Consider the following 14,683-nt stretch of genomic DNA (forward strand, 5'->3'; position numbering starts at 1 on the left):
ACAAACTTTAAGATAAAAGCGAACGACCGTGGATTTCATGGGCATTACCCTGATGATGTTGGTTGTCAAGAACATTGTCCGATCACCGACATGCAGTAGACCGAGCTTAACTTGTTAAAGAACAAGTTGCAAATTTAACATTTTTAAAGTAAGAGCATTTCTTTGTAATGAGAAATGCTTTTTATTTTGTCAATATTGAAAGATATTTCAATAACAATAACATTAAAACAATATAAATTTATTGTTTAACAATAAATAATGTGCTACAATCATGTTGTCAATAAATAAGTGAGGTGTATTAAATGAATGTTAAACGAGGTTCAACCACTTTCTTAAAGGTAATTATTTTTCTGGCTGGAATTGCAGTGCTTGCTTTGTGTATCTGGTTGCCTGTGATAGCCGTTAGAGATGCAAGGGTACATCCAGATACGGCTTACTTCCTAATTCCCTTTTTAGTATGTGCATACGGATTCTGTATTGCGTTTTCGGTTGCGTTGTATCAAGCATATAAACTATTAACCTACATCGAAAAAAACAATGCTTTCTCTGAATTATCCCTTAAATCTTTGAAGATTATAAAGAAATGTGCTTTTACAGTCATTTTCCTCATTCTGTTAGGAATAGTAAGCTTAAGGGTGCTTGCTAAAGTTACAGGTAGTGATGATGCAGCGGGTCCTACATCATTATGTCTAATGGCCATTTTAGTAACAGGTATCATTGCAGCCATTGTGGACGCACTTCAAAAGCCATTAATAAATGCCCCAGATATAAAGTCAAAAAATGAATGATTAACGGATATGTAAGACTTTGAATTGTCAGCCAGGTGTTTTTTGGGGTACAAAAGCGACGAATACACTCTTTAATAAAAACAGAACTACGGGGACGATAGCTCAATGAACCGCCTTTTTCTCCAAGGCGGTTTTCTTTAACGGATAACGTTACTTTAGTAAACTACAAAAAGAGGCTGCCTCCGCGAAAACGAGTGGTAGCCTCATTAAGCTATCAGGCAGGTTACTTCCAATATGTGGTACAATTATACAATCCATATTCACTCTTCCGAAGGGGCTAATTATGAATGTTGTGAAAGCTACAAAAGGTGATCTGAACGGATGGTTGGAATTGGCTTCTGAAGTTGAATACTTATTTGGCCCAATGATAAGCGATCCAAAATTTATTCAAGCTATAGAGAAAAATATTAACCAAAGCAGTGCATTCTGTGTGAGGGAAAACGATGGAACTCCTGGAACGTGTTTACTTGGTGGAATTTTATTTTCTTCAGTAAGTGCGCCAAGTTATAAGATTGGATGGTTAGCTGTTTCCTCTCGAGCAAGAAATAAGGGCATAGCTACTGAACTTCTGAAGCATGTACTGAAACTCGTTAATGCTCCGGCAGAAGTATCAGTTACTACATTTGGTAATGATATCCCAGAAGGACAGCCTGCAAGACGGTTATATCAAAAGTTCGATTTTGTACCTCAAGATGAACCGATTCCGAATGGTCCTGAAGGTGGTACTCGACAAAAATTTAAACTGCTAATTACACAAAAGGTTTAAATAAGGTATGAGGACTTGATATACGATACCATTAAGGTTTCTAAAAATTAAATTAAGAGGCATTAAAATGGGAACAACATTTCGAATTACTACGTGAAAGCGAACGAGGAGGAGGCGACTAGTGGGTGAGAAAATGCACGTCGACGAAATGGAAATAGATGAGGCACTCGTGCGCCGACTGCTTGCCGACCAGTTCCCCCACTGGTCAGAGCTATCTCTACGACGAATCGAGCCGGCCGGAACAGTGAACGCCATCTTCCGACTAGGTGAGGAATACTCTATTCGGCTGGCGCGGCGTAAGGGGCCTACGACACCAGGAAGTCGCGAGTTTACTTGGCTGCCCAAGCTCGCACCATTGGTTCAGCTTGAAACTCCTATACCTATCGCTCAAGGGCATCCGAATAGCGAATATCCGTGGTTTTGGGAGATACATACGTGGGTTGAGGGCGAAACTCTGCCAATAGAGAAGATTGACGAGATTCAGGCAGCACGTGATCTTGCGGCGTTTGTTGAAGCACTGCACCAAATTAACTCATCGGGTGGGCCGCCGGGACGCGGCATTCCTTTGGCTCAACGGGATGAGGAGTTCCGATACTGGCTGGCGCTGTTCGATGGCGATTCTGCTGTATCTGCTGTGTGGGAATCGGCACTTGCTGCGCCTCCGTGGAAGGGTCCACCGGTTTGGCATCACGGCGACCTTGATGTGCGTAACTGGCTCGTGCGAAATGAACGCATCACCGGTGTGATCGATTGGGGTACAATGGGCATTGGCGATCCTGCATGTGATATCATGGTTGCGTGGAAATTACACTCGCCGGCAGCTCGTGATGCGTTCCGCGAATATCTTCCGACAGATGACGCTACGTGGGCACGAGCTCGCGGATGGGTCGTATCGCAGGCGGTGGCAGTGCTGGCTTACTATACGCCGGACAACAATCCAGTTCTGTACCATGAGGCGAAATCTTGGCTCGACCTGGTGCTGTCAGAATTCATTTAAAAATCTAGCAACGGATATTGATGAATATTAATAGCTGAATAACAAACTTTAGGCCATTCCCAAAGGATGGCCTAAAGTTGCCGTTTATTTATATAATAAAATGGATAATATCGTTTTTTTAATGTGAAAAACCGATGAACGTCAATTGTGTGTTAAAACTGATAGGATTCTAAGCTAAAGAAAGAACTATAGTTGAATGACGAAGCTGCCGACAGATCGGCAGCTTCATTACGTTTTCATTACGTTAACGGGCAGTTTAGGCTAATGAAGGAATTGTAAGAGCATCTCCCGAATAATGAAATATCCCTTGTAGCTGCAGTAGAGGAATTGCGAAGAGTACATTCGTCCGGTAGTTAGCATCAAAACGCACCAATGTGAGTCGCTGGTGAAATTATACTGTAAAGAGATACTGGAAAAGTGGTTGCCGAACTATCGGTAGCCGCTTTTTTCCTTAGTTTATACTGAATTTCTCAAGATTTCTAAAAAGTAGGAAAAGAAGGAAAAGTAGAAATCATAGGAGTTTAGTGTAGGTGTAGTACAAAAAAAGGAAATTCATTAATCGAGATAAATACACAGCGGTTTTTTATTTTTATGGGATACTGAATATGAATCGACAAAAACCGATCGATCCGAACAAGAAGAATCTATCAGATATATGTGCGAACTATATGTAGGGCACACATGGTCACCCGAGAGATTTCAATGCTTGCTTTTGATATTGCCTATGATTTCAGGCTACCATGAAGGAGAAAAAGGTCGAAACGAGAAGGAAAATATATCCATAAATAGGATTGACAAATATTCCCTCCAGTTTTAAAATTTGTATCAAGGTACTTTGTTAGTCATCTTAACTATCAAAGGGGGTGAGTAAAGTGCTTGGACGCGCTCAAACTGGAAATACCAAGTTAGTTAAACAAATGAATCGACATGTACTTATAAGTCGGCTTAGGGAATATAAGCGAGTTTCCCGTGCGGATCTGGCTAAGCTTACTGAATTAAGTCGTCCGTGTGTGTCGTCTTTAGTGGATGAAATGATACGGGAAGGCCTCATCAACGAGGTAGGCATCGGTGAATCCAAAGGAGGAAGAAAACCGATACTGCTTGAGTACAATTTTAAAGCTAAAGGTGTGATTGGTGCCGTATTTGAAGGTAGCACTCTCCATATGTCTATAGCAGATCTTAGCGGAGAATTGCTCTTCAATTATGGGACCCGTTTATCTCAGCCGACCAACGGGGAGACGGCGATTCGCGCACTGGAAGTGGGTGTGGAAGACCTACTGAAGCAAAGTGGGTTTGATAAAGACCGTCTTCTAGGGATTGGGATTGGACTTCCGGGAATCACGCAGCGAACGGACGGAACGATTAGTTATGCGCCAAGCACAGGTTGGATGGGGCTACCTGTTCAGCAAGAAATGGAAGAGAGATTGAGCATCCCGGTATTCATCGAGAATGACGTTAACTTAATGACGATTGGTGAGTTTCATCAGGGGATTGGCTTTGGTGTCCGCAATCAAGTACATATGTATGTAGGTACAGGTATCGGTGCAGGAATTATTATTGATGGTCAATTTTATCGAGGCTTTCGTGAAGCTGCTGGCGAGATCGGCTATATGATGATCGGTCCTGTCGGGCGAACTCGACGCGGTGAATATGGCGTATTCGAAAGAAATTATTCGGTTTCCGGCATCATTGAAAAAGCAAGACTGATTCTGACAGGCTGGAATGAAGATACGAGTGTAATCACCGAACTTATGAGGCAATCGGAGGTTGGAAACCGTGAAGCGGAGCAGCTTTTGGAAGACATTTACGTTCACTGGGCACATGGCATGGTCAATTTGATAAGTGTGTTGGATCCAGAGTTGTTAATCATTAATGGAGAAATGGTTAACATCGGCGAACAGGGGATAAAGAAGTTAAATGGGCTTCTAGCTGAATGGGTTCCCTTCGTACCACCTGTCAAAGTTGCAGCCTTAGGTATTAAAGCAGGAATTATTGGAGCTATTCAAATTGTCTTGGAAGCCCTTTCATAAACATGCATAACGGATCACCAAAAATAAGTTACTGGAGGAATTTAAACAATGAGAATGATAAAGGGGAACGTATCGAAATGGGTTACCGGCATGCTTCTTTGCTCTGTTATGACAGCAATTACAGCGTGTGGGAGCGCGACTCCTAGCGGTGGGCAGGCAACCAACCAGACAAATAAACCGGCAGAATCTGCTAAAGCTGCAGAAACTCCAAAGTCTGCTGAGAAGCAAAAGCTCGTCATCTACACGGCTAGAGATAAAAACGTTGTGGATGAGATTATTCCAAAGTTTAAAGAGAAAAATCCCAATGTCGATGTTGAAGTGCTTACCATGGGCGCTCAACAAATCATGGAACGTGTCCGTGGAGAGAAAGCTAATCCGCAAGCGGATTTCTGGTGGGGTGGAACCCAGTCCTCGCTCATGATAGCGGCAGATGAAGGACTCCTAGAAAGCTTCAAACCTAGCTTCGGCGACAGCATACCGGCGCTCTATAAGGATGCGAAGGACCGTTGGTACGGCGAAATGCTGCTCCCTGAGGTGATTATGTATAACTCTAAAGCGCTGAAAAAGGAAGATGCTCCTCAGGATTGGGATGACCTGCTTGATGCTAAGTACAAGGGAAAGATCATCATTCGCGGTGTTCTCGCTTCCGGTACGATGAGAACAATTTACTCAGCGATGGTGTTTAAAGAAGGTGGAGCTACAGATCCGAAGAAAGGCTACGACTGGCTGAAAAAGCTGGATGCGAATACGAAAGAATATGCGCAGGATCCTACAAACCTATATTTAAAGCTGGCGCGTGAAGAAGGAACTCTGTCTCTTTGGAATATGCAAGATATCATGATTCAGAAGGAATTGCAGAAGCAGCCATTTGACTTTATTTATCCGAAGAGCGGTGCGCCGATTCTGGTAGATGGTGTAGGTATTGTTAAAGGTGCAAAAAACATGGACGCAGCCAAAAAGTTTTATGAATTCCTATTTGACTCCAAGTTGCGAGTGGAATTAGCCGAGAAACTATTCCAAATTCCTACCAGAACGGATATTAGCAAAGATACGCTTCCTGCTTGGTTGAAGGGCGTCGAATTAAAGCCTATGCAGTTGGATTGGACAGTTATGGCTAACAAGGAAAAAGACTGGATGCAGTACTGGGACGAAAACATCAGAGGTAAAGGCGGCAAATAAATCACATGTGATGGCGGGGGGTACTCTCCGCCTCTATTACAACAAAGGAGGTAGCCCGCTTGATTGATGTGGCTTTGGAACATGTAAGCAAAGCGTTCGGAAAAGTGAAGGGTGTCCAAAATGTAGATATCAGAATTAAACCAGGAGAATTTTTCACTTTTCTTGGTCCGAGCGGATGCGGGAAAACAACGACGCTTCGAATGATCGCCGGATTCTATTATCCAAGCGCAGGGCGCATTGTCTTCGGGCATGAAGATGTTACGATTCTGCCTCCGAATAAACGTAATACAGGGATGGTATTTCAAAACTATGCGCTTTTTCCGCATCTGACCGTATTTGAAAATGTAGCGTTCGGCCTGGAGGTTAGAAAAAAGTCTAAAGCGGAAATCACAGTAAAAGTAGAGCGAGCCTTAAGACAGGTGCATCTGGGTGATTTCGGACATAGACGAATTGACCAATTGTCAGGCGGACAGCAGCAGCGTGTAGCTCTAGCAAGAGCCCTCGTGATTGAACCCAAAATATTACTTTTGGATGAACCTTTGTCCAACCTAGACGCTAAGCTTAGAGAAGAAACACGTTTAGAGATCAAGCGTCTGCAGATTGAGCTTGGCATAACTACGATCTACGTTACCCATGATCAAGCGGAAGCGATGTCGATGTCAGACCGCATTATGGTCATGCATGGCGGTGTCGTCCAGCAAATCGGGACCCCCGAGGAAATATATCACCACCCGGTTAATCGGTTCGTAGCTTCATTCATCGGTGAGTCAAATTTGTGGGAAGGCGTTATTGAAGAGATCTGTGGGGAGGAAGTGAAAATCCGAGTTGCCCCTAATCTTTTGCTAACGGCTTTAGTCCGTAATTGTTCACCGAACACAACATTGACAGTTGGGACAAAAATTACTGTATCCATACGTCCTGAGTCAGTTCGTGAAGCACTACCGGAAGAGCAGCTTCGAACGAATGCGGTGATCGGCAAGGTGATAATTTCAGAATTTACGGGCATCAGCGTCAATTATTTGCTTCAGGTACAGGCGCTTTCGCTGAAAGCCATGTTTGTCAATCACAAAACACAAGTCCAGCAGCGTGGTGACGAGTTGTACATATATATTCCCAAAGAAAGTGTATACCTACTGGGGTAGACGAGGGTTCCGATGATGAAATCTGAAATGCAATCCTATACACAGTCTGTCACTCGTAAACGTTCGATCATACATTCACCCAATTTCGTTTATGTACTAGTAGCTCCACTATTTCTTGTATTACTGGCTTACGTACTATTTCCCTTATGTCAGACCTTTCTACAAAGTGCCTTAGTAGATGGGCAGTTTTCGATGAAAAGCTACGCCAAGTTCTTTAGCTTGGAACATACTGCAAACCTGGAAGCCCTATGGACTAGCATTTATTTATCAGTTCTTAGTGTGATAACGTGCGCACTCGTTGGTATCACCATGGCTTTTTTGCTTGAGCGTTATGAATTCCCTGGGCGGAAAATATTAGCCGTGCTCGTTCTGGTTCCAATGGCTTTGCCCCCGTTAATTGGTGTTCTATCCTTTACGTTTTTATATAGTGAGAGCGGGATCATTCCCCGAGTTCTAAAACTTCTGTTTCACCTGGATCACGTCCCTTTTTCGCTTAAAGGCGTGTGGGGAGTACTCGTTGTCCATACGTTTACAATGTATACGTATTTCTACATGACAGCTTCGTCCGCTATCAAGGGGTTGGATCCGTCCTTAGAGGAAGCTGCATCCAGTCTTGGTGCCGGAAGATTATATATTTGGCGGCGAGTTATTATTCCGATGCTAACACCGGCCATTATCGCTTCATCTCTATTGGTTTTTATGGTTTCTATGGCCTCTTATACGGCACCTCTCATCTTTGGGATAGAACGGACTATGACGATGCAGATTTACTTGTCGCGTACAAATGGCAATCTGGATATGGCTGCGACGCAATCGACGATTTTATCGTTCGTTTCCATTTTGTTTTTGATTCTAATGCGTTGGTACCAAAGTCTTCGTAATTATCAAAATATGAGTAAAGGCGTCTCTGTGCACAGGACCGAAGTGAAAACGGTGTGGGGCCGATATTTGGCGATGCTGCTTTCCTTCCTCGGTGTCATTGTCCTGCTTCTGCCGATTTTCGTGATCATTCTTATCTCTTTTTCCGTAGATGGAAAATGGACTACGCAAATTTTACCCCCAGAGTACACCTTTAAGCACTATGTGGAGCTTTTTACCGATAGCAAAACGTGGCGTCCGGTGGCTAACAGTTTCAAAATGAGCTTCATTGCCACATTAGGCAATGTCATTTTTGGCGTAGCCGCTGCTTACGCGATGGTTCGTATGAAATTCAAAGGAAAGTCATTAATGGACATTTTTATTATGCTACCATGGGCGCTACCGGGTACAGTTGTAGGTATTAATCTGATAGCTGCATTCAGTACGCCGTCAATATTCAGCTTTAACCAAGTATTGGTAGGAACCTTCTGGATTTTGCCTATCGCCTATTTTGTTCGCCATTTACCTCTGGTTTTCCGCTCGACGTCCGCCACTTTGATACAAATGGACGCCTCCACGGAAGAGGCAGCACGCAATTTGGGTGCTACCTGGTGGTACAGCTTCCGGCGCGTGGTGTTCCCGATGGCGCTTAGCGGCATACTGGCCGGGACACTGCTTGCGTTCGTGGATGGCATTGGCGAATTCGTGGCTTCAATTTTGCTTTTTAAAACAAGCACCGTTCCCATCTCAGTAGAAATATTTCAGAGAATGTACTCGTTCGAATTCGGCACTGCTTGTGCATATGGCGTTTTGCAGATCGTTCTGATTATCATTGTTCTCTTTATTTCACGTAAGATTACAGGGGATAAAGCGGGAAGCGCAATCTGACGTTCACTGATTTTTATCAAACAGGTTCGGTCATATCGTGGGAACACCTAGGAGTTCATAACCACGTCATGATAAACAGCGGGAAATTGGCCATTTCTTGCCGTGTGAGATAGGAATGATTAAAGGAGGAGTTCAATTGAGTGGTAAGTCGAAATCAAGCCCCAAGTTAGTATCCATGATGACGAGCGTTGCGATCGCAGGAAGTATGCTCTTACCTGCAACGGCAAGTCCTGCTTATGCAGAACGAGGCGTAGTAGATCTATGGAAATCGATCAAGCCGTTAGCGACTATTGCAAGTGCCATGAATACCGGTGCCCATCCAGATGACGAGCATAGTGCTGTGCTTGCTTATCTTTCTCTTGGCAAAGGCGTCAATACTTTCAGCGTTATCGCAAACCGTGGCGAGGGCGGGCAAAATGAAATCGGCAGCGAGCTAGGGAATCCCCTGGGAATCATCAGAACGCGCGAATTGCAGGAAGCTTCTAAAATCACTAACGTAACACTAGGTATGCTTAGTGAAGAAATTAATGATCCGATTTTTGACTTTGGATTTTCTAAAAGTGTAGATGAAACGCTTCAACATTGGGGAGAGTCCGTTGCGTACGAGCGGTTGATACGTAAGATCCGTGAGGATCGTCCGGATGTCATCATTCCATCATTCCTTAATGAAGATTCGACGCATGGCCATCATAGAACGATTAACGTTCTTACTGTTCGGGCTTACAAGGATGCCGCTGACCCAAATGTATTCCCTGAGCAGCTAAAGAAAGGTCTGCAGCCTTGGCAAGTTAAGAAGCTATATTTGCCAGCGGACGCTAAGAAATATAACGTCACGGTTCCAGTAGGCGATTATGATAATATCTATGGCGCTTCTTATGTACAGCTGGGTGAGGAGTCAAGGTTTATGCATAAGAGCCAAGGTATGGGCAGAGTCGTAGATGAAGGTCCTTCCGGTAACTACTATACACTTGCATCAACTACAGTGAAAACGAATGAAAAGGAAGCAAATTTCTTTGAAGGCATTGCGTTTACTTTTGACGACCTGGCTAAAGAAGTTGAAACCAAAGGCAAGGATAATAAAGTAACGAAGGACTTACAGCTGCTGCAAAAAGACAGTGAAGAGGTGATCAAGGCATTTCCAAACTTCACGGAAGTGGCTCGGGAAATTCATGAAATGAAAAAGGATGTCCAAAACGCCTTGGCCGATGTGAAGTCTTCCAGTCTGGATCAAGTCGTGAAGGATGATTTGTTCTATCGTTTGAATGTGAAAGATGCACAATTGAACAAAGCTAGTATGGAAGCCACATCGCTGGTTGTTAAAGTAAAGCCAGATACCGGTGAACTGGTAGCTGGGCAAACGACCAAGGTCGTGGTTTCTGCCTTCAACGGCGGCAATGTAGACCTGAAAAACATTCAGTTAAAGTTAAATGTTCCGCAAGGTTGGGTAACAAAGGCCGAAGGTCCTGTTACCTTCGATTCGATTGGTAATAATCAAACGGTTTCCGTTACGTACAATGTGACCGTACCTAAAGATGCTGCGGAGTTCAAGCCTTATGAGGCACCGAACCTAACGGCTGATGTTACATACAATGCGTTTGATACACCCAGTACGGTTAGAGCAGTTCCGCAAAATGCGGTTGCAGTTCTTCCAGCGTATGCGATGTCTCTTAGCCCTAGTGCAACTGTATATAATACACTGAAAACGGATGAGGCGATTCCGGTTAAGGTTACAGTACGTAACTATACACCAGGTGCTTCAAAGGCATCTATTTCCTTGAATCTGCCGGAGGGTTGGACGGCTGAGCCGGCTGTTGAAGAGATTAGTTTCGCTTCTAAAGGCGAAACCAAATCCGTATCCTTCACTGTCAAAGGCTCCTCCAAGGTGGCCTCAGGTAAGTATTCGATTACGGCGGTAGCTAAGAATGAAGATGTTCAGAGCAATGAAGGTGTTCAAGTGATTTCATATCCGCATATTGGTAAAACGTACTTGGTTCAGTCTGCTGAGCTAAAAATTCAAGCGTTTGATTTGGCAGTCCCGCAAAACTTGAAAGTTGGATACGTGTCTAGCGGTTTTGATAACATTGATGAGTATTTGCGTCAAGTAGGCGTTAATGTTGTGAAGCTGGATGACAAGACAATTCAATTCGGGGATCTCTCTCAATATGACACGATTGTTCTTGGCATTCGTGCATACGCATTCCGTCCGGAGCTGATTCCGAGCAACCAACGTCTGTTGGATTATGTGAAGAACGGCGGGAACCTTGTGGTTCAATATCACAAGCCTGAAGATAAGTGGAAGTCTGAGCTTGCGCCATATCCGATTAAGATTGGCGAGCCTCTTATTCAATGGAGGGTAACCGATGAAACTTCCAAGGTTACGATGTTGGCCCCGGATCATCCGATCTTCAATTATCCAAACAAGATTACAAATGCGGATTGGGATTCGTGGATTCAGGACCGTTCTGCTTATAATCCTGCAGAATGGGGCAATGAGTACACTGAGCTTATTTCTAACGGAGACCAAGGTGAAAAAGAATTCACGGGTACTTTCTTAACAGCTCCTTACGGAAAAGGTGTTTATTCATACAGCTCGCTGGTTTGGTATCGTGAAATTCCAAATCTGGTTCCTGGCTCAATACGTATGTTCGTTAATATGATTAGTCAAAAACAGCAATAGACATTTTCCAATTAATTACATATGGAGGCCACGATAATATGTGTCCTCCATATGTATTATGAATTCGGGGGTTGTTATGGGGATATGAATGTAATTAATGTTCATGGGCGAGAGGTAGATGAAGTTAAGAACACGACGCAATTTGCTGTGGTTCCATTGGGCTCTTTAGAATATCATGGGCCACATTCACCGTTGGGTACTGATGTTATCTTGGCAGAGGGCTTTGCACAAATGGTAGATTTTTCTCTTAAGCCCTTAATCTATCCTGTAGTATCATATACGCCTTGTCCAGGCAAAACCCAAGATTATCCTGGAACGGTTTCTGTCCGCCCATCTGTCTTTATTGATTACTTATCAGACATCGTAGAGGGAATTTGTCAGTTGGGTATTCGAAATATTGTCTTACTCAATGCTCACGATGGCAATATGGGTCCTTCCCGGACCGTAGCCGAATCCATCACCGGTACATATAAAGATGCGAGCTTCCTGTTAATCAACTGGTGGCAAATGGTTGCGACTGAATTTTCTGAGCAAATGGGGATATTTCAAGGGACTGCGGGCAGAGGCCATGGGGGGCCATACGAAATGTCTGCCGTTAAAGCCTTTCGACCTGACCTGGTTTCCGTACAGGATTCGGACTTGGAATTAGATTCATACCCCTCTTTAGCTTCAATGCCGTATGTTTTAGTGGAGGGCACGCCTCAAGGATGGGATGGATACACAGGTAAAATTAGGCAAACCTCCTATGAAGCTGGGGAGCCGATTGTGGAAGAAGCCGCCCGGAATATGAATCAACTAATCGCGAATTGGCTTGTGATGAGAGCACAAAATGATAGGAAAGGATGAATTGTAAAATGGGTTATCGTGAACAGCTGCTGCAATCGGAAGGTTCCTCTTTTCCAGGTAAAACGTATACGGAGGTTGTTTTGGAGCCAGCGTTTAATGAAGCAAAAGAAAATCTGCTAGGCCCTATGATGGCTATCAATAAGGCACATTTGATCATGCTGCGCGAGCAAGAACTGGTCACAGAAGAAGAATCTAAACAAATAGCTAAAGCCATTCAAAAACTTGATCTAGAGGCGCTGCGCCACAGCTCGTATACCGGAGAGTTCGAAGATTTATTCTTTCAGGTCGAACATCAGCTGCTGGAACATGCCGGGGATATTGCTGGCAATTTGCATCTTGCGAGAAGCCGCAATGATATGGGAATTGCGATATATCGAATGGTGCTTAGAGAGAAATTAGCGGTGACACTGTCTTCTGCACTTCTATTAAAGGACCATTTACTGGATTTTGCAGAAGAGCATTTGGGGACGGTTATGATTGGCTATACACATACGCAGCAGGCTCAGCCAACGACTCTAGCTCACTACGTGACGGCTGTTATCGATTCCTTGAATCGGGATATTCGACGCATGAAGGCGGCTTATGCCAATTGCAACCGAAGTAGTATGGGAGCAGCAGCATTGACGACCTCAGGCTTTGCTATCAGCCGGGAACGTATGATGAACCTGCTTGCTTTTGACGAACTTATCGAAAATTCATATGATGCGATAGGCGGCGCGGATTACTTAGGAGAAATCGCGACAGCCATCCAGCTTGCGGCAGTTAATTTAGGACGGGTTGTGCAAGATCTTCTCTTGTGGTGTACTCAAGAGTTTGCCGTGCTCAAGGTAGGAGCTCCTTACGTCCAGATCAGCTCCATCATGCCTCAAAAACGCAACCCCGTCTCACTGGAACATATGCGGGCGTTATTGTCGAGCTGTGTCGGTAATACGAATACAATTCTGTCCATGATACATAACACGCCTTTCGGAGATATTGTAGATACCGAGGATGATATGCAGCCATATGCTTGGAAAAGTTTAAGTATTATGGATAAATTATATAGATTGTTAGCCGCCGTTATAGGCACGATGGAGGTCAATAAAGAAATGCTCCGCCAGAGGACGGAAGGAAGCTTCGCAACAGTCACCGAGCTGGCGGATACTTTAGTAAGATCGGATGCTCTGTCATTCAGAAAGGCCCATCATATTGTCAGCGATGTGGTAAAAAAAGCGATCGATGAAGGTTTCAACGCAAATCAAATCACCCTTCAAATGGTGAATGACGCATCCAGACAAATCATTGGCCGAGATGTGTCTCTAAATGAGGAAGACTTGCGCAGGGCGATGGACCCCGTTCATTTTGTGGACATCCGTACGTTGCCGGGAGGCCCAAATCCTAAAGAAATGAAAAGAATCATCGATGACCGCAGGCTCCAGTATTCGTCTCATTTTCAGTGGCTGCAAGACGCCCGGGAAAAGAGCCGATGTGCAATTCAATATCTGGATGAAGTCATTCTTCTATGGAGTGAAGCCTAATGAAGAAATTAAGGATTCCACTACTTGCTTTTGACGGAGGAGGCACCAAAAGCCTTGTCGTACTTACGGATAGGGAAGGAAATGTACTAGGGCAAGGAAAAGCAGGGCCTTGTAATTATCAAGGGGTTGGCAAGAAGAAGGCGTCGCGGGAAATCGCTCATGGTATTCGCGAGGCGATACTGGATCTCGGTATTACCGAGAATCTCGAAATCCTACCTTCTATCGAGATCGACTGCGCTGTATTTGGAATCGCCGGCTTGGATACGGAATATGATAGGAAAATGATTATGGAAATGGTAAAGGATTCACTCTACCTTCTGTCTATACAAGTAGGGCACTTAATGGTTTATAATGATGGATTAGCCGCACTATTAGGTGCGACCGAAGGTCAGCCCGGTGTGCTCGTCATTGCAGGAACAGGTTCGATTGTGTTTGGCATAAACGAGTTTGGTCAAACGGGCAGGGCTGGAGGATGGGGGCATCGGGTCGGGGACGAAGGAAGCGGTTACTGGATCGGCAAGCAGGCTGTGACAGCAATACTTCGAACGAATGATGGTCGGGGTGATGCAACTAGACTAGATGAATGGGTGCTGCCTCATATGGGCTTTAACCATGTTGAAGAACTGTTCAATTGGGTCTATAGTTCGGACTACTCCGTGGATAAATTAGGAGAGTTCTCACAGTTGGTTAATTTAGCGGCAATAGCTGGAGATCATGAGGCAAACCGTATTTTATCCGCAGCCAGTGAGGAATTGTTTGTGAGTGTGCGAGCTATTATTCAGCAACTATTGTTGAAGGATAAACCGTTTAAGCTGATCCTGCAGGGTGGCGTTTTGCAAAATATTAGCCTCGTTCGTAAACATTTGATTTCCAAAATCGAGGAATGTGCCCCCCAAACTCAAATCGTTGAGATGCAGGAGGAACCGATAAACAGCGTTACTTCGATGGGTCTAGTTTATCTAAAGACTTCGATCAGCAAATAAGGAGTTGAATGA

At 44.3% G+C, this 14,683-nt stretch carries 11 protein-coding genes; all 11 read left to right on the forward strand.

The window, feature by feature from the left end; all coding sequences use genetic code 11:
• The first annotated feature begins 302 nt into the window (after window positions 1–302).
• The 11 genes from AC58UW_RS19375 (at window position 303) to AC58UW_RS19425 (ending at window position 14,671) form a co-directional block, all read left to right on the forward strand.
• A complete protein-coding gene (locus AC58UW_RS19375; RefSeq protein ID WP_497422248.1) occupies window positions 303–788 on the forward strand; it encodes a DUF2975 domain-containing protein in 486 nt (161 codons plus the stop codon).
• Window positions 789–1,071: 283 nt separating this feature from the next.
• Window positions 1,072–1,554, forward strand: coding sequence for a GNAT family N-acetyltransferase (locus AC58UW_RS19380; protein WP_497422249.1), 483 nt, complete (start codon window positions 1,072–1,074; stop codon window positions 1,552–1,554).
• A 121-nt stretch (window positions 1,555–1,675) separates the two neighbouring features.
• Window positions 1,676–2,551, forward strand: a complete 876-nt coding sequence (locus AC58UW_RS19385) for an aminoglycoside phosphotransferase family protein (protein WP_497422250.1) — start codon at window positions 1,676–1,678, stop codon at window positions 2,549–2,551.
• A gap of 872 nt (window positions 2,552–3,423) precedes the next feature.
• Window positions 3,424–4,581: an ROK family protein gene (locus AC58UW_RS19390; protein ID WP_497422330.1), complete on the forward strand. Its 1,158-nt coding sequence runs from the start codon at window positions 3,424–3,426 to the stop codon at window positions 4,579–4,581.
• Window positions 4,582–4,635: 54 nt separating this feature from the next.
• A complete protein-coding gene (locus tag AC58UW_RS19395; RefSeq protein ID WP_497422331.1) occupies window positions 4,636–5,760 on the forward strand; it encodes an extracellular solute-binding protein in 1,125 nt (374 codons plus the stop codon).
• A 59-nt stretch (window positions 5,761–5,819) separates the two neighbouring features.
• On the forward strand, window positions 5,820–6,902 hold the full coding sequence (locus AC58UW_RS19400) for an ABC transporter ATP-binding protein (RefSeq protein ID WP_497422251.1): 1,083 nt from the start codon (window positions 5,820–5,822) through the stop codon (window positions 6,900–6,902).
• Between the two features lie 15 nt (window positions 6,903–6,917).
• Window positions 6,918–8,648, forward strand: a complete 1,731-nt coding sequence (locus AC58UW_RS19405; protein ID WP_497422252.1) for an ABC transporter permease — start codon at window positions 6,918–6,920, stop codon at window positions 8,646–8,648.
• A 175-nt stretch (window positions 8,649–8,823) separates the two neighbouring features.
• Window positions 8,824–11,325, forward strand: coding sequence for an NEW3 domain-containing protein (locus AC58UW_RS19410; protein WP_497422332.1), 2,502 nt, complete (start codon window positions 8,824–8,826; stop codon window positions 11,323–11,325).
• An 84-nt stretch (window positions 11,326–11,409) separates the two neighbouring features.
• The gene (locus tag AC58UW_RS19415; protein ID WP_497422253.1) at window positions 11,410–12,171 is read left to right on the forward strand and encodes a creatininase family protein; all 762 of its coding nucleotides are present in this window, start codon (window positions 11,410–11,412) and stop codon (window positions 12,169–12,171) included.
• 8 nt (window positions 12,172–12,179) lie between these two features.
• Window positions 12,180–13,688 (forward strand): argininosuccinate lyase, encoded by a 1,509-nt coding sequence (argH, locus tag AC58UW_RS19420; RefSeq protein ID WP_497422254.1) that lies wholly within the window; start codon window positions 12,180–12,182, stop codon window positions 13,686–13,688.
• Window positions 13,688–14,671 (forward strand): BadF/BadG/BcrA/BcrD ATPase family protein, encoded by a 984-nt coding sequence (locus tag AC58UW_RS19425; RefSeq protein WP_497422255.1) that lies wholly within the window; start codon window positions 13,688–13,690, stop codon window positions 14,669–14,671. Before argH ends, AC58UW_RS19425 begins: the two co-directional genes overlap by 1 nt.
• Window positions 14,672–14,683: the final 12 nt, after the last annotated feature.

This window comes from Paenibacillus sp. J22R160 (genome assembly GCF_059692135.1).

What these genes read in the sequence shown, in the direction of transcription:
- AC58UW_RS19415 (WP_497422253.1), top strand. Translation starts at nt 11,410, where the DNA reads ATGAATGTAATTAATGTTCATGGGCGAGAGGTAGATGAAGTTAAGAAC.
- argH (WP_497422254.1), top strand. Translation starts at nt 12,180, where the DNA reads ATGGGTTATCGTGAACAGCTGCTGCAATCGGAAGGTTCCTCTTTTCCA.
- AC58UW_RS19395 (WP_497422331.1), top strand. Translation starts at nt 4,636, where the DNA reads ATGATAAAGGGGAACGTATCGAAATGGGTTACCGGCATGCTTCTTTGC.
- AC58UW_RS19375 (WP_497422248.1), top strand. Translation starts at nt 303, where the DNA reads ATGAATGTTAAACGAGGTTCAACCACTTTCTTAAAGGTAATTATTTTT.
- AC58UW_RS19405 (WP_497422252.1), top strand. Translation starts at nt 6,918, where the DNA reads ATGAAATCTGAAATGCAATCCTATACACAGTCTGTCACTCGTAAACGT.
- AC58UW_RS19380 (WP_497422249.1), top strand. Translation starts at nt 1,072, where the DNA reads ATGAATGTTGTGAAAGCTACAAAAGGTGATCTGAACGGATGGTTGGAA.
- AC58UW_RS19425 (WP_497422255.1), top strand. Translation starts at nt 13,688, where the DNA reads ATGAAGAAATTAAGGATTCCACTACTTGCTTTTGACGGAGGAGGCACC.
- AC58UW_RS19410 (WP_497422332.1), top strand. Translation starts at nt 8,824, where the DNA reads ATGATGACGAGCGTTGCGATCGCAGGAAGTATGCTCTTACCTGCAACG.